Genomic DNA, 15,290 nt, shown 5'->3' on the forward strand with positions numbered 1-15,290 from the left:
CATGGAACGACAGTATCGTAGCGGACTGGATATCGATGTCGCGCTGGCGACCGCGGCGCGGCGCGCAGCGGCGGCCTTCACGACAACCCGTCCGGTCGCGTCGCTGTCCGGCGAGCCGGCTGCGCTGCCGGTCCAGCAGGCCAGCATCGACATGGCCCGGACCGACCTGCGCGGCCGCGTCAAGCGCTGGTTGCGCCGCCCTGCCGCCATCACCTTCCGCTTGCTCAAGCCTTTCCTGCGTCCGGTCGCCTTCCGCACGCGCCGCTACCTGACCGAGGCGCTGCACCAGGACACGCTGCGCACCCTTGCCGATACCCAGCGCGAGGTGCAGCGCGCTTCGGCCGAAGTCCTGCGCGAAGTACAGTCGGCGCGCGAAATGCTGCGCCACGAAATCATCTCGATGCAGGGCCACGCGGTACAGGAGCAGCAGATCCTGTTCACGGGACTGCTGCAGGAACAGCAGGCGACGCGCGACCTCGTGCGCCGCCTGTTCGCGGAAGACCGGCACAGGATAGCGGCCCTGTTGAGCGAACAGGCCGGCAAGAACGATGCGATGCGCCAGGCCCTCGCCGACGCGCAGCAGCAACTGGCACAGGTGGTCGGGCACAAGCTCGACGGGTTTGCGCCGCAATTCGACCGGCTCGAACAATATGCCTATGCCAGCGCGCGGCGTGCGCTGATGCACTGCGCGGCCGACGAAGTGATGGTGAAAACCGAAGCCGGCTATGTGATGTGCTCGGATACGGACCTGGCATTGCTGGCGACCCTGATCGACACCGGCGACCTCGAGCGCGGCACCCGCCTGCTGATCCAGCAGATCCTGCAGCCGGGTGACACCTTCGTCGACGTCGGCGCGAACGTCGGGCTGCACACGCTGGCTGCGGGGCGTGCCCTGCAGGGCCGCGGACGCATCGTTGCATTCGAGCCTTTCGCGGGAACGCGCAGGCTGCTCGACAAGACGCTCTGGATCAATGGCCTCAGCCAGTTGACCGAGGTCCACGGCAAGGCTGTCTGGGACCGCGAAGGCGTCAAGACACTGTTCCTTGGCGCCACCAGCGGACACCATTCCCTGTTCGAGCTCGGCAACGGCCAACAGGCTGCGCCGTCGGTCGAGGTATCCACGGTCACGCTCGAAGCCGTGCTCGGGCCGGCCTGCCATGTCGATCTCCTCAAGATCGATGCGGAAGGTGCGGAACTCGAAGTGCTGCGCGGCGCTCTGTCGATCGTGCAAGCCAATCCCGACATCGCCCTCATCGTCGAATTCGGACCATTGCACTTGCACCGCAATGCGCATACCAGCTCGGAATGGCTTGCTGCCTTTACCGACCTCGGCCTTGAGTACCGCGCCATCGATGCCCATACCGGCGCGCTCTCGGAAATCGACATGGCTGCCCTGGAAGCGGCGGAATCGACCAACCTATTCTTTTCACGCCCGGGCGCACGGCTCTGGCCCAAAGCCGGGGACACTGCATGAACCAACCCGTCATCGTCGTCGGTGCAGGCGGCCACGCCAAGGTCTGCATCGAACTCCTGCAAGCCATGGGCGAGACCGTCCTGTGCTGCGTCGGCGCCAGCGACAGCGCGCCGACCTGCCTCGGCCTGCCCGTTTTCGTGGGCGACCACCACCTGGCCCGGCTCCGCGACGAGGGCCACACGCGCGCCTTCGTCGCGCTCGGACCGAACCGTTTGCGCGCCAGGCTCGGCCGGCAAGTACGCGAACTGGGCTATGAACTCGTGAATGCGGTGAGCCCGGCCGCGGTCGTGTCGCCATCGGCCCGGCTTGGCGCCGGCGTCGCCGTCATGGCAGGCGCCGTCATCAATGCCGAAGCAAGCATCGGCGACCTCGCCATCGTCAATACCGGCGCCACCGTCGACCATGACTGCAACATCGGCGAAGCCGTGCACCTCGCACCGCAATGCGCATTGGCGGGCAACATCACCGTAGGCGCCGGCACCTTCCTGGGCGTGGGCTGCAAGGTCATTCCGGGAATCGAGATCGGTGCGCACGCGACCGTTGGCGCGGGCGCCGTGGTCATCTGCCAGATCCCGCCAGACGTCACCGCAGTGGGCGTACCCGCCCGTGTCCTGCACAAATAAAGAGAAACAGAGAGCAACTCACCATGGAGCGAAATCAATGAGTCGTATTTCAGTAGCCCAGCCTACCCTGAACGGTAAGGAACGCGAATACGTTCTGGATTGCATCGACACCAACTGGATTTCGTCGAACGGCAAATATATCGGCATGTTCGAACGCGCCTTCGCCGAATTCTGCGGCGTAAAGCACGCAGTCGCCACAAACAACGGCACCACTGCGCTCCACCTGGCGCTGATCGGCATGGATTTGCAGCCGGGCGATGAAGTGATCATCCCGACCGTCACCTACATCGCCACCGCCAATGCCGTGCGCTACTGCGGCGCGACGCCGGTGCTGGTCGACGTCTGCCGCGAGACGATGAACATCGACCCTGCCGCCATCGAAGCGAAGATCACGCCGCGCACGCGCGGGATCATCCCGGTGCACCTGTACGGCCATCCTGCCGACATGGATGCGGTGAATGCCGTTGCCGAAAAGCATGGCCTGTGGGTGATCGAGGACGCCGCCGAGGCACATGGCGCCGAAGTGCGCGGCCGCCGCGTCGGCGGGCTGGGCACCTGCGCTATTTTCTCGTTCTTCGGCAACAAGATCGTCACGACCGGCGAAGGCGGCATGATCACGACGAACAACGACCAACTGGCCGACAAGCTGCGCCTGTTCCGCGGCCAGGGCATGGACCCGCAACGCCGCTACTGGTTCCAGGTGATCGGCTATAACTACCGCATGACCAACATCCAAGCGGCGATCGGCACGGCGCAGATGGAAACCATCGACCGCGCGATCGAGGAACGCCACCGTCTCGCCGGCTGGTACAACGACGCGCTGGGCAGCCTGGCCGACAAGCTCGTGCTACCGGTCGAGCAGTCCTGGGCCAGGCAGGTGGTATGGATGTACACCGTCTACCTCGCCCACGGCGACGAAGCGAAGCGCGACGGCATCATGCGCGCGCTGGACGAAGCCGGCATCGAAACGCGGCCGGTGTTCTACCCGATGCACATCCTGCCGCCCTACCTGGAGCAGACGTCCTACCCGGTGGCAGACAGCTGGGCCGGCCGCGGCATCAACCTGCCGACGCACCAGGGGATGACCCGCGACGACGTCGAACGCATCGCCGGCCAACTGCGCACTCTTCTCGTAGACGCATGAAAATTGCCCTCTGCTCCTCGTTCATCCCCTTTTTGCCAAGTGGCGCGCGCAATATCGTGGAATGGCTGCAGGCAATGCTCGAGAAAGAGGGCCATCAGGTAGAGCGCGTCTATCTCCCGGAAGTGGATGCTCCGGACCTGCTGTTCCAGCAGATGGCGGCATTCCGCTGGATCGACCTGTCGGCCGCGGACCGCGTCATCTGCTTCCGGCCGCAGTCGCACCTGATCCGGCATCCCCACAAGATCCTGTGGTTCATCCACCACTTGCGGGTTTTCTACGACCTGTGGGATACGCCTTACCGCACCTACGAGGACGACCTGCGCCACCGCGGCCTGCGCGATGCGCTGCACCAGGCCGACACCGCCGCACTGCGCGAGGCGCGCCACGTCTTCACCAATTCGCAGGTGGTGTCGGACCGGCTCACGCATTTCAATGGCATCGACAGCGAAGTGCTGTACCCGCCCGTGATCGATGCCGAGCGCTTCCATTCGCGCGGCCATAACGACGAAATCGTGTATGTCTGCCGTCTCGAGCACCACAAGCGCCAACATCTCCTGGTCGAGGCGATGGCGCTGACCCGCACGCCGGTCCGCCTGCGCCTGTGCGGCGCCAGCATCAGCAACACGTATCCGGACGCTTTGAAGCAACAGGTCGCGGCGGCCGGGCTGCAGGGCCGCGTCATGCTCGAAAACCGCTGGATCAGCGAACAGGAAAAAGTCGACGTCCTCGCCGACTGCCTGGCCGCCGCCTACTTGCCGCTTGACGAAGATTCCTACGGCTATCCAAGCATCGAGGCGAGCCATGCACGCAAGGCGCTGCTGACGACGAGAGACTCGGGCGGCGTGCTCGAACTGGTGCGCGACGGCGACAACGGCATCGTCGCCGCGCCGACGCCGCAGTCGCTGGCTGCCGCGATGGACAAGCTCTACACCGACCGCCAGCGCACCGTGGCGATGGGCGAGCGCGCCCACGCCAGGCTCGACGAACTGAACATATCCTGGTCCCACGTACTGAAAAGGCTCCTCGCATGAAGGTGCTCATCGTAAATAACATGGCGCCCTTCGTCTGGGGCGGCGCCGAAGAGCTGGCTGTGCACCTGCAAAAGAACGTCATCGCGGCCGGGCACGAAGCGGAAGTCCTGCGCATTCCATTCCAGTGGGAGCCGGCATCGCGCATTCCATCGCAGATGCTGATGGTTCGCGCCTTTGAACTGATGAACGTCGATCATGTCATCGCCCTGAAATTCCCGGCCTACCTGATTCGCCACCCGCGGAAAACCCTGTGGCTGCTGCACCAGTATCGCCAGGCATACGACCTGTTCGACGCCGGCCAGACCAACCTGCCGCCCGGCCCTGCTGGCGACGAGCTGCGCACCCTCATCCGCAATGCGGACAGCGAGAGCTTTGCCGAGAGCCGCAAGATCTTCACCAATTCGGAAGTCACTCGCCAGCGCCTGCAGCACTACAACGGCTTCAACGCCGAAGTCCTGCTGCCGCCCATCAACGATGCCGAGCTGTTCAATGGCGGCCAGGTGGGCGATTACGTGTTCGCCGGCGGCCGCATCAACGACATGAAGCGCCAGTACCTGCTGCTGGAAGCCCTGTGCCACGCACCGCGCAACGTCAAGCTGCTCATTGCCGGCCCGCCAGACCGGCCGGCCGACGGCGAGCGCCTGCGCGCCCTCGTCGGACAGCTCGGGTTGGCAGACCGGGTGCGTCTCGACCTGCGGTTCCTGCCGCGTACGACCTATGCGGAATACCTGAACGGCGCCGCGGCCGTCGCTTACCTGCCGTTCGATGAAGATTCGCTCGGCTATGTATCGATGGAAGCAGCGCTGGCGGGCAAAGCCTTGATCACGACGACCGACAGCGGCGGCATTCTCAGCCTGGCCAAGCACAACGAAACCGGCTGGGTGGCCGAACCGGAGGCCGAAGCGTTGGCGTCGGTGCTGGCGCAGGCCTGCGAGGATCCGCAACGTGCAGCGGCGCGCGGAGCCGCTGCCAAGGCACTCTGGCTCAGCCTTGGCATCAACTGGCCCCAAACTGTGGAGAAACTGCTGCAATGAAGGTTGTCATGTTCACTCCCGGCTTGCAAGCGTCTGCGATTGGCCGGATGAGCACGCTTGTCGTGCATGCGCTGCGTGCGGCCGGCCACGAGGTCACCGTCGTGCGCTGCGAGCTGGAATCGCTGATGAAAAAGCAGTCGCACGATTTTGGCGGCACGGTGCTGTCATGGGGCAACCAGGCCGCCGTCAAAGCCGCCATTGCTGGTGCCGACAGCGTCGTCTACCAGGTCGGCAACAACTACGATTTCCATATCGGCTGCCTCGAATGGCTGCCGCGCGCGCCAGGAATCGTCTGTCTCCATGACTTCTTCTTGGGCCATCTGTTCTGGGCCTGGGCAGAGCGCAACAGGCCCGCCGCCCATGCCATTCTCCGGTCCTGGTATGGCGACACCGTGCCCGAACACTACTTCGCGCATCCGGATTCGGATTCGTTCCTCGCCAGCACGGTCGATGCCGCGCCAATGACCGAATGGATCGGCGCCATGGCCTCTGGCGTCATTACGCACAGCAATTGGGGGGCGGAGCGCCTGTGGCGCAGCTGCGCCGGTCCGATACACGTCGTGCCGCTGCCCTACAACGCGCCGGCAGGCAGGGGCGCCGCGGCACACAGCAACGGCCCCACTTTCCACGTGCTGACGATCGGGCATGTCAACCCAAACAAGCGTGTCGCCAGTGTCATCCGGGCGATCGGCAACAGCCCAGTGCTGCGCGACCATACCGTCTACCGGCTGGTTGGCCGGATCAAGACCGATACGGTCGTCGCCCTGTCGAGCCTGGCCCGCAGGTACCAGGTCAATTTGCTGATCTCGGACGAACTCGACGACGATGCACTAGTCAGCACGATCGACCAGGCCGACGTGGTTACCTGTCTGCGCTGGCCAAGCCTGGAAGCAGCGTCGGCCTCCGCGATCGAATCCATGTTGTATGGAAAACCGGTCATTGTCACCAACACGCATTTCTATAGCGAATTGCCAGACGATTGCGTCCTCAAGATCGATCCCGAGGACGAGATCAGCTCACTTCAAGGCGCGCTCGAAAAACTCTACGAATCGCCCGAATTGCGCAGCACGCTCGGAGCCCGCGCAAAAGAATGGGCCGGAGCGACCTTCCGCGCCGACCATTACGCGCAATGCCTGACCAGGATGGCAGCCGACGTCAGCCGGGTACGTCCTGCGCTGACGGCCATTGAACGGCTGACCTCGACACTGGCAGGCTGGGGCGCCAGTTCGGATTGGCTGAGCGGCGACGAAAGTCGTTCCGCGCTGGCTATCTTTGGTAGCAGCGCACTCAACAATTGATCAAAATGTGTTGTTGGCAACTATTATCATGTCGCCTTTATATATCGACATTCTCCTTGCTGCCACGCCGTTTCGCAATCATGTAGCAGCCAGGCGCAATCGAACGATCATATGCAACGTGCCATGGCGTTTTCTTCGCCATCGGCGCTGATCGGAAGATAAATCGAATGGCAACACGTCGGTATGCGCATAGTGATTACCGGTCTCCCGGCACGCTGTATGTCCGGGCAATGACCTGACGCTGCCAATACACCGATATGCGCGTTCTGACCTGCAAGAATCATCATGTCGCGGCATGCCCATTTCTTTATCGCCTCCCACGTCGTGGGCTGGACACAAAAACAGAATTTATTCCAGGTTTTTCCGGGCACAGCCAGCCCATTCATATAATGACATTCGCAACCAATACCACCTGTTCAATGCACAAGAACGCTTTGATCGCCGTCGTTATTCCCAGCTATAAGGTAACCCGCCATATTCTCGGCGTCATCGAAGGCATAGGAGACGAAGTAGGTCTTATTTTCGTCGTGGACGACTGCTGCCCCGACGGCTCGGGCGCCTTCGTCCGCGCCAACTGCCAGGACCAGCGCGTTTCCGTCCTCGAACACAAGGTCAACCAGGGCGTAGGCGGCGCGGTGATGACCGGATATGCGGCTGCAATCGCTGCTGGCGCCACTGTCATCGTCAAGGTCGACGGAGATGGCCAGATGGATACCCGCCTGATCCCGAAGTTCGTTGCACCGATTCTTGCAGGCGAAGCCGATTACACGAAGGGTAACCGTTTCTTCGACCTCGAGCAGATCAGGTCGATGCCGGCGATGCGCCTGTTCGGGAATGCCGTACTGTCTCTGATGACCAAGCTGTCTTCCGGATACTGGGACCTGTTCGACCCGACTAACGGTTACACCGCCATTCACGCGGAAGTGGCCAATCATTTATCGTTCGGCAAAATCAGCAAGCGTTATTTCTTCGAGACGGATATGCTTTTCCGCCTAAATACGCTGCATGCCAGGGTAGTCGATGTGCCGATGGATGCGGTGTATGGCGATGAAGTAAGTAATCTGAAGATCAGCAAGATTGTGACGGAATTCTTGCGCAAGCATGCGCGCAATTTCCTCAAGCGCGTGTTCTATAACTACTACCTGCGCAACATGTCACTGGCGTCGATCGAATTGCCACTGGGCCTGTGCCTGCTTGGCTTCGGCGCTGGCTACGGTATCGCCGCGGCAGTCGATTCGGCACGCGCCGGCGTGGAAACACCGGCTGGCGTCGTCATGACGGCTGCCCTGCCGGTCTTGATGGGCGCGCAACTGATCCTTGCATTCCTTGCCTACGATATCGCCTCGGTCCCGCGTCGCGCCATCCATACACGCATTCTTGCCAACGCCGCCAAATGAACGATTTGCTGGCACGACACCGGCAATTCCTGGTGTTTCTATGCGGCGGTGTGCTGTCGGCGGTGATCGACATCGGCGTCATGCAATTGCTGATCAACGCCGGTGCCTCCGCCGCACTGGCCACCACCGCCGGGTTCGCCACTGGCCTAGTGGTGAACTACGTCTTTCATGCGAAGTTGACGTTCCAGCGCTCTGCCGTTTCTGCGAACTTCATCCGCTACATCTGCCTGGTAGCGTTCAACTATGGATTGACACTGGCCTGTGTGGCATTCGTGGACATGCTGACGGGTTATCCGATCCTAGGCAAGCTGATCTCCCTGCCCCTGGTCGCGATCAATGGTTTCTTGCTGGGCAAATACTGGATCTTCAGATAAGCCTGGCCGTCGGCCGGCAGTGCCTCGGGTACGCCTGCAACCGCTGCTTACCTGCCGTAACGACGATCTTGCCGGACATTTTGATACTTTCATCCCAATGACAACAGTAAACGCTAATACTACAAAACAACGCTGGCAAGCCGGCATGTATCTCATTCTGGTGCTACTCCTGGTATATCTGGTATGGCGCAGTTTCGGCCTGAATCCAGTCGTTTTTGCCGATGAGTGGTACTACAGCAAGTTTTCGCGCCTGGTGCCCCTGAGCGAATCGATCCTGCCGTCTTATCTCTACCTTTGGATCATGCGTCCGACCAGTGCCTGCGGCATAGGCTTCCTCGACTGCGCACGCATCATCAACGCTCTTGCCTTCGTCGGCGCGGCACCGTTCATTTACCTTGCCGCGCGCGCCTTTACGAGCGTGAAACTAGCCGTATGCGTGGCAGTGATCGCCACGATGCTGCCGGCCGGTAGCTTCACCGCGTACTTCATGCCGGAATCCGTCTACTACTTCGGCTTCTGGGTACTGAGCTGGTACGCACTGACGCGCTGCGCGCAGAACCGCATGGCGGACGCACTGGTGCTGGGCGCCATGGTGGGCGTACTCAGCCTCATCAAGGTGCACGCCCTGTTCCTGGTCCCTGCCTTGTGCATCTATCTGGTCCATGTCGACCTGAGCGACAAGGACCGTCCGGGGTCGATGTTCCATGCCCTGCTGGTGGCAGCTGCGGCCGTGATCGCAGTCCTGGCGACCAAATTCGGTCTTGGTTACCTGCTTGCAGGCAAAGAGGGCCTTGGCCTGTTCGGCAGCTTCTACAGCGCAACCGCCGATACTGCCAAGCCGAGTTCCATCGAGACCCTGCTGAATCCGCTCTTCATCAACGGCCGCGGTCACATGATGGCGCTGGCCGTGCTGTTTGCCTTCCCGCTTGCCCTGGTCGGACGCACGGTTGTCAGCGCCGTGCTTCGCCGCAGCGCGACGCCGGGCGGCAACCGCTTGCATGTGTTTACTTTCCTGATGCTGGGCTCGGCAATCGGCGTCACCGTTCTGTACACGGCATCGATCGTCAAGTTCGGCCCGAACGAAGTCTTCCGGCTGCACATGCGTTACTACGATTTTGCCTTCCCGTTGCTGCTGATTGTCGCCGCGAATGCCATCACCGAGGTACGCGCCAACGCCTTGCCGAAGTGCACGTGGGTGCTCAGTGCAGGTTTCGGCATCCTCATCCTGCTGGCCCCCTTCAAACTGCCTTTGTACGTACTGGGCCACGTCGATGGGCCCGAGATCGTTTCGCTCGTGCAGCTGCGCTTCGCCTTGTACGGCATCGCTGCCTTGGGCCTGGCGATTTTGGTGCTGTGGAGCCTGAACAAGAAAATCGCGCCTGCCTTGTTCCTGTTCGTCCTGACGCCAGGCATACTTGTCGTGGCGGAAGCCCGACTGGGTACCCAGATGCATTACTTCGTCACCGACACCGAATACGACGCAGCCGGCAAGTTCGTTCGCGACAACATTCCTGCTGCCGAACGCGGCAGCGTTACCGTGATCGGAACCTACGTCGGCCACCTGATGCGTGTGCTGTTTTACATCGACAACAAGGACGCGAATTTTGTCGACGTTCCCGAAGGCGCTGCACTGCGCAAGGAACAAATTCCTACAGACAAGAGATGGGTAATTATCGTCAACCCTCATCCACTGCCGGAGGACATGCCGGTCGTCGCCCAGACCCGGGAGTACACCCTGCTCAAGTTCGCCCTCCCCCGCATTATTGGCAAGACATCGATGAATGGGCCGCTGTCTGGCCTGATTGACCGCGCCGAGGGGCTCTCCGGGGTGGAACCGATGGGACGCTGGTCGGATGCAAAACAAGTCACCCTGCACGCGGCCCAGGCTTTGCCGAAACAGTTCTCGCTGGTGCTGCACGCAGCCGCGTTCGGCCCGAATGTCGACCAGCCATTCATCGTGAAAGTAGGCTCTGTATCCAGCGAAATGCGCCTTGGCCCGACGGCCGCGGATATCACGCTGGAATTCGATACCGACGGCACTGCCACGGAAATCGTCATTGAAGTTCCGAAACCGACCTCCCCGCTCTCGCTGGGGCAGTCGGAGGACTCGCGTCTTCTGGGCATCATGCTGGGAGCGGTTACCGTGAATACCACCGACTGATATCAGGAAGCCAGCAGGAGGACAGGGCACGACAAGGCGCAACGCAGGTGGCTGCCTTGCCCCCGCAAAGGCGGCCGTGCGTGAAGAGCCGCACAGTCAGGCACCACCATGCCCGGTAGGATGGCACATGACGCTTCGATGGATGCTTTCAAAGCGCTAGCTTAATCCGAGGAAAGAATCCCATGGCAACCGGATCACACCGCGAAGACGACGACAAGAAAGACCTCGACCCGCAGGGCGACGGCCAGAGCGTCGGCGTGCCGGCCGACGGCCAGCTCGAAGGCAACTCCTTCAATCCGCTGGGTAATCCCGGCATGCGCCACTGGCAGGCCAGCTACATCGACAAGTCCGGCTTGGAAGACCGCGGCAACATCTTCTTCGCCGCCGTCGAGATGACGCGCATGCCGATGGTCGTGACCGATCCGCGCCAGCCGGACAATCCGATCGTCTTCGTCAACCGCGCCTTCCTCGACCTGACCCTGTACGAGGAAGAGGACGTCATCGGCCGCAACTGCCGCATGCTGCAGGGGCCGCAGACCGACCCGGCCACGGTCGCCGAGATCCGCAAGGCGATCGCCGAGGAGCGCGCCGTCGCTCACGACATCCTCAACTACAAGGCCGACGGCACGCCGTTCTGGAATGCCCTGTATCTCGGCCCGATCTTCGACCAGGAAGGCCACCTGCTGTACTTCTTCGCCTCGCAGATGGACGTGACCGAACGCCGCGCCACCGAGCAGTCCTCGATGCAGGCCCAGAAGATGGAGGCGATCGGCCAGTTGACGGCGGGGATGGCGCACGACTTCAACAACCTGCTGCAGGTCATCAACGGCAACCTGGAGCTGGCCCTGCTCGGCATTGGCGGCAACCCGAATGCCAGCGAACCGATCCGGCGCGCCCAGCGCGCCGCCATGAAAGCCGGCAAGCTCACCCAGCAATTGCTGACCTTTGCGCGCAAGCAGCGCCTCGAGCCGCGCCGCGTCAACCTGAATTCGTTGCTGGTCGAGTTCTCGGAAATGCTGGTGCGTACCCTGGGCGACAAGGTCGAGCTGCATCTCGACCTGAAGCCCGGACTGCCTTATTGCACGCTCGACCCCACGCACCTGGAAATGGCCCTGCTCAATGTCCTGATCAACGCGCGCGATGCGATGCCGCAGGGCGGCAAGGTCAAGGTCGGCACCTCCCTGCTGCGCCACGGCGGCGGGGACGGCAGCCACGTGGTCATCTGCGTGATCGACGAGGGCGAAGGCATGACGCCGGAGGTGATGCGGCGCGCGACCGAACCCTTCTTCACGACCAAGGGTCCGGGAACCGGACTCGGCCTGGCCATGGTGCACGGCTTCGTCCAGCAGTCGCGCGGCCGGCTCGAGATCGACAGCGCGCCCGGCGCGGGCACCACGGTGCGCATGGTGTTTCCGGTCGCCGACGGCGCCGCCGATGCTCCCGGCAGCGCGCCTGCGCCGGCGGCCACGGCGGAAGAGGAAGCGGCCCGGCCGCGCATCCTCGTGGTCGAGGACAACGAGGACGTGCGCGAACTGGCCGAGACCATGCTCGGCGCGGCCGGCTATGCGGTGGTCTCGGCTTCCAGCGGCGAGCGCGCGCTGGAACTGCTGGACGGGGAAAAGAACATCGACCTGCTGTTCACGGATGTGATCATGCCGGGCGGCATGAACGGCTTGCAGCTGGCGGAACGCGTGCGCGAACGGCGCCCGGACACGCCAATCCTGATCACCACCGGCTACATGGAAGAGCTGCCCTCGTCCACAGGACCGACCCAGCCGCTCGGCGTCCTCAGCAAGCCCTACCGGCAGGAGGAATTGCTGTCGCGCGTGCGGGCGATCTTGCCGGGGGTGTCGTGATCGATCGTTGAGAAGGCGCTGGGCTGCGCGCAGGCTGGCTGAACGCGTGGGCGGCATCCAGGCCGCGTGTACACACACGACCGGGTGCAGCCGCCCACCCTACGGTGCAGCGTCCTATCTGGCCTTACGGCTTCGGTACGCCGCCGAGCAGGAAGGCGATTTTCTGCTTCGGCTTGGCCGGTGCGCTCGGTGCGGCCTGGGCGCTGTCGCGGCCTGGCGCGTTCGACGGCTCGTAGGGCTTGAGGAACCAGGGGTCGACCTTTTCGCGGCGCGGCAGGGGACCGGCGCCGTAGCTACGCGCGGGGCGCTCGCTGCGCGCCGGCTCGGCCTCGCGGCGGGGGCGGCGTTCGCCACGTTCGGCCTCGCGATCCCGGCTGCGTGCGCGCGGCGTGAAGCCGGCCAGTTCGCCGCGGGTGATGGTCTGCTTGATCAGCTTCTCGATGTCGGCCAGCAGGCGCTCGTCCTTCTCGGAATACACCGAAATCGCGTCGCCCGAGGCGCCGGCGCGGCCAGTGCGGCCGATGCGGTGCACGTAGTCCTCGGCGTTGTATGGCAGGTCGAAGTTGATCACGCACGGCAGGTCGGAGATGTCGAGGCCGCGCGCGGCGACGTCGGTGGCGACCAGTACCTCGATCTCGCCCTTCTTGAAGGCCTCCAGGGCGGCCATGCGTTCCTGCTGGGTTTTATCTCCGTGGATCGCCGAGGCCTTGATGCCGCACTGTTCGAGGTGGCGCGACAGGCGCGAGGCGCCGATCTTGGTGTTCGAGAACACGATCACCTGCTTCAGCGCGCGCTGGCGGATCAGGTATTCGACCACGTCGCGCTTCTGCTCGTCGTCGACCTTGTAGACGACTTGCGTGACCTTTTCCGCGGTGGCATTGCTGCGCGCCACTTCGATCAGCACCGGCTGGTCGAGGAAGCTGTTGGCCAGTTTCTTGATCTCGGGCGAGAAGGTGGCCGAGAACATCAGGTTCTGGCGCTTCTTCGGCAGCAGGTTGATGATGCGCTGCAGGTCGGGCAGGAAGCCCATGTCGAGCATGCGGTCGGCTTCGTCCATGACAAGCATCTGCACCTGCGCCAGGCTGATGTTCTTCTGTTCGACGTGGTCGAGCAGGCGGCCCGGGGTGGCGATGACGATCTCGACGCCGCGGCGCAAGGTCTCGGTCTGCGGCTTCATGTCCATGCCGCCGAACACGACGGTCGAGCGCAAGGGCGTGTGCTGGGCGTAGGCCTTGACGTTGTCGGCCACCTGCACCGCCAGTTCGCGGGTCGGGCACAGGACCAGGGCGCGCACCGGATGGCGCGCCGGCGACATGCTGCTGTTGGCATGCGCCATCAGGAGCTGGATGATCGGCAGCGAGAAGCCGGCGGTCTTGCCGGTGCCGGTCTGGGCGGCGCCCATGACGTCGCGGCCCTGCAGCACGACCGGAATGGCCTGGGCCTGGATCGGGGTCGGATGGACGTAGCCCTGGTCGGCGAGGGCACGCTGGATTTCCGGCGCCAGGCCGAAATCGGCAAAGCGCACGCCCGGGGTGGGTGCCGGCGCTGCGGCGCCCGGCGTTGCCCCAGCCTCGTTGTTCATCGGTGTTTCAGACATTATTCTTTCCAGGCATTAAATCGTTCCGCTCTACGGCCGCTTCGCTGCGGCGCCTCGGTGGCGTGCAAGGCGCGCAGAACGTTGGATGGGCGGGCTTGCCGCCGACTGGTGCGCGGCCCGCGGCCGGCTCGGTAGGCACGTTGCGCCGCCAAAAACGAGGGCGCGGACGTAGAGACACTAGGTAGCGCCCTCAAGGTTACCTTAAAACCACCGGAGTGTATATGAAATCGTGTGCGCGGCGGGCGCATGGAATTGCGGTTTTTGCAAATATGCCTCGCGCCTTGCCCACCGTGTCCAGGTTTCCGTCGGCATGCATCCACACACCGGAAATACAGCGTCGCTACGTGACCCGTAGGGTGGGCGCCCCGTGCCCACGCGTGGAGCCTGTGTCGTGTTGGCGTTCATCAGCGCCGCATCTGCATATCGGTTGGCGTTCATGAGCGCCGCATCTGCGCATCGTTTACGCGTGGGCACGGGGTGCCCACCCTACGTGCCGTACGGGTTCCTGTCAGATTGACCGCTCGATGTCCGTGTGCGCCGTTGACGCGTTCAACGCACCTCAGCGCCAGCCGCGTGCCTGCGCGGCGCGCTCGGCCGCCGAGCTGAGCGGCGTGCCCTCGATGCGCTGGTCGATGACGTCGAGCACGGCCGGCGGCAGCACCGTGCCGTCCATCCAGGCGGCGCCCGCCGGGCCCTGGGCCAGCACGGGGATCTTCCACTGCCCGTTCTCGCGGCAAGCCAGGCCGGCGGTGGTGTCCATCACGAAGCTGCGGCAGTAGGCGCCGTTCTTGGCCAGGAAGCTGATGCCGATGCGCACCCGGCCCGAGGGGCCGGGGCTGGCCAGCTGGCCGGTCAGCGCCGCGGCCAGGTTGCCTTGCGCTACCAGGGCGCCGCCTGCGCCGCTGAGGGAAGCCAGTTCGGCTTCGTCCTGCAGGACATGCCAGCCGCCGGCGCCGGCCAGCGCGCCGACGAGCAGCGCCGCGGCCAGCGCGCCCCAGTGGCGCGGCGTCCACTGCGGCTCGGGCGGCGGCGGCGGCGTCAGCGGCCCGAGGCGGGCGGCGCGGATGCTGTCGAGCTGGACCACCTTGGCGCTGCCGTGGCAGCCCGGGGCGTGGGTGGGGCCGCCGCTGTCGCGTCCACCGGCGACGACGCCGTAGACGCGGCTGCGCCTTGCCCGGTGCTGGGCGACGCGCGCGGCAATTGCCGGATCGGCTCGGATCGCGCGTTCGACGGCGGCGCGTGCCGGTTCGGCCAGCTCGCCGTTGACGAATGCAACCAGGAGTTCGTCCGAAAATTTCATG

General features: G+C 63.8%; 12 protein-coding genes. 10 read left to right on the plus strand and 2 right to left on the minus strand.

Features of this window, described 5'->3' with window-relative positions:
* Position 1: 1 nt before the first annotated feature.
* The 10 genes from ACFOPH_RS14645 to ACFOPH_RS14690 all read left to right on the plus strand — a co-directional run bounded on the left by ACFOPH_RS14645 (position 2) and on the right by ACFOPH_RS14690 (position 12,392).
* On the plus strand, positions 2-1,474 hold the full coding sequence (locus ACFOPH_RS14645) for an FkbM family methyltransferase (protein WP_379736040.1): 1,473 nt from the start codon (positions 2-4) through the stop codon (positions 1,472-1,474).
* Positions 1,471-2,097, plus strand: a complete 627-nt coding sequence (locus ACFOPH_RS14650; protein WP_379736042.1) for an acetyltransferase — start codon at positions 1,471-1,473, stop codon at positions 2,095-2,097. Before ACFOPH_RS14645 ends, ACFOPH_RS14650 begins: the two co-directional genes overlap by 4 nt.
* A gap of 37 nt (positions 2,098-2,134) precedes the next feature.
* Positions 2,135-3,241 (plus strand): DegT/DnrJ/EryC1/StrS family aminotransferase, encoded by a 1,107-nt coding sequence (locus tag ACFOPH_RS14655; RefSeq protein WP_379736044.1) that lies wholly within the window; start codon positions 2,135-2,137, stop codon positions 3,239-3,241.
* Positions 3,238-4,272, plus strand: a complete 1,035-nt coding sequence (locus ACFOPH_RS14660; protein WP_379736046.1) for a glycosyltransferase family 4 protein — start codon at positions 3,238-3,240, stop codon at positions 4,270-4,272. Before ACFOPH_RS14655 ends, ACFOPH_RS14660 begins: the two co-directional genes overlap by 4 nt.
* A complete protein-coding gene (locus tag ACFOPH_RS14665; RefSeq protein ID WP_379736048.1) occupies positions 4,269-5,306 on the plus strand; it encodes a glycosyltransferase family 4 protein in 1,038 nt (345 codons plus the stop codon). The genes ACFOPH_RS14660 and ACFOPH_RS14665 overlap by 4 nt, the downstream gene beginning before the upstream one ends.
* A gap of 8 nt (positions 5,307-5,314) precedes the next feature.
* The gene (locus tag ACFOPH_RS14670; protein WP_379736050.1) at positions 5,315-6,604 is read left to right on the plus strand and encodes a glycosyltransferase family 4 protein; all 1,290 of its coding nucleotides are present in this window, start codon (positions 5,315-5,317) and stop codon (positions 6,602-6,604) included.
* A 419-nt stretch (positions 6,605-7,023) separates the two neighbouring features.
* Complete coding sequence (locus ACFOPH_RS14675) at positions 7,024-8,001, plus strand: glycosyltransferase family 2 protein (protein WP_379737938.1); 978 nt, start codon at positions 7,024-7,026, stop codon at positions 7,999-8,001.
* Entirely contained in the window at positions 7,998-8,375 is a 378-nt protein-coding gene (locus ACFOPH_RS14680) for a GtrA family protein (protein WP_379736052.1), read from the plus strand. Before ACFOPH_RS14675 ends, ACFOPH_RS14680 begins: the two co-directional genes overlap by 4 nt.
* Before the next feature lie 145 nt (positions 8,376-8,520).
* Positions 8,521-10,536, plus strand: coding sequence for an ArnT family glycosyltransferase (locus ACFOPH_RS14685; protein ID WP_379736054.1), 2,016 nt, complete (start codon positions 8,521-8,523; stop codon positions 10,534-10,536).
* Between the two features lie 182 nt (positions 10,537-10,718).
* A complete protein-coding gene (locus tag ACFOPH_RS14690; RefSeq protein ID WP_379736056.1) occupies positions 10,719-12,392 on the plus strand; it encodes a histidine kinase famiy protein in 1,674 nt (557 codons plus the stop codon).
* Between the two features lie 124 nt (positions 12,393-12,516).
* Here ACFOPH_RS14690 and ACFOPH_RS14695 read toward each other — a convergent pair whose 3' ends face one another.
* The gene (locus tag ACFOPH_RS14695) at positions 12,517-13,989 is read right to left on the minus strand and encodes a DEAD/DEAH box helicase (protein WP_379736058.1); all 1,473 of its coding nucleotides are present in this window, start codon (positions 13,987-13,989) and stop codon (positions 12,517-12,519) included.
* A 559-nt stretch (positions 13,990-14,548) separates the two neighbouring features.
* Complete coding sequence (locus ACFOPH_RS14700) at positions 14,549-15,289, minus strand: anti-sigma factor family protein (RefSeq protein ID WP_379736059.1); 741 nt, start codon at positions 15,287-15,289, stop codon at positions 14,549-14,551.
* Position 15,290: the final 1 nt, after the last annotated feature.

Source organism: Massilia haematophila, from assembly GCF_042647645.1.
GTDB lineage: Bacteria > Pseudomonadota > Gammaproteobacteria > Burkholderiales > Burkholderiaceae_D > Telluria > Telluria haematophila.

Coding starts and splice junctions, on each gene's coding strand:
- ACFOPH_RS14700 (WP_379736059.1), bottom strand. CDS start 15,289: ATGAAATTTTCGGACGAACTCCTGGTTGCATTCGTCAACGGCGAGCTG.
- ACFOPH_RS14650 (WP_379736042.1), top strand. CDS start 1,471: ATGAACCAACCCGTCATCGTCGTCGGTGCAGGCGGCCACGCCAAGGTC.
- ACFOPH_RS14670 (WP_379736050.1), top strand. CDS start 5,315: ATGTTCACTCCCGGCTTGCAAGCGTCTGCGATTGGCCGGATGAGCACG.
- ACFOPH_RS14660 (WP_379736046.1), top strand. CDS start 3,238: ATGAAAATTGCCCTCTGCTCCTCGTTCATCCCCTTTTTGCCAAGTGGC.
- ACFOPH_RS14695 (WP_379736058.1), bottom strand. CDS start 13,989: ATGTCTGAAACACCGATGAACAACGAGGCTGGGGCAACGCCGGGCGCC.
- ACFOPH_RS14680 (WP_379736052.1), top strand. CDS start 7,998: ATGAACGATTTGCTGGCACGACACCGGCAATTCCTGGTGTTTCTATGC.
- ACFOPH_RS14685 (WP_379736054.1), top strand. CDS start 8,521: ATGTATCTCATTCTGGTGCTACTCCTGGTATATCTGGTATGGCGCAGT.
- ACFOPH_RS14665 (WP_379736048.1), top strand. CDS start 4,269: ATGAAGGTGCTCATCGTAAATAACATGGCGCCCTTCGTCTGGGGCGGC.
- ACFOPH_RS14675 (WP_379737938.1), top strand. CDS start 7,024: ATGCACAAGAACGCTTTGATCGCCGTCGTTATTCCCAGCTATAAGGTA.
- ACFOPH_RS14655 (WP_379736044.1), top strand. CDS start 2,135: ATGAGTCGTATTTCAGTAGCCCAGCCTACCCTGAACGGTAAGGAACGC.
- ACFOPH_RS14645 (WP_379736040.1), top strand. CDS start 2: ATGGAACGACAGTATCGTAGCGGACTGGATATCGATGTCGCGCTGGCG.
- ACFOPH_RS14690 (WP_379736056.1), top strand. CDS start 10,719: ATGGCAACCGGATCACACCGCGAAGACGACGACAAGAAAGACCTCGAC.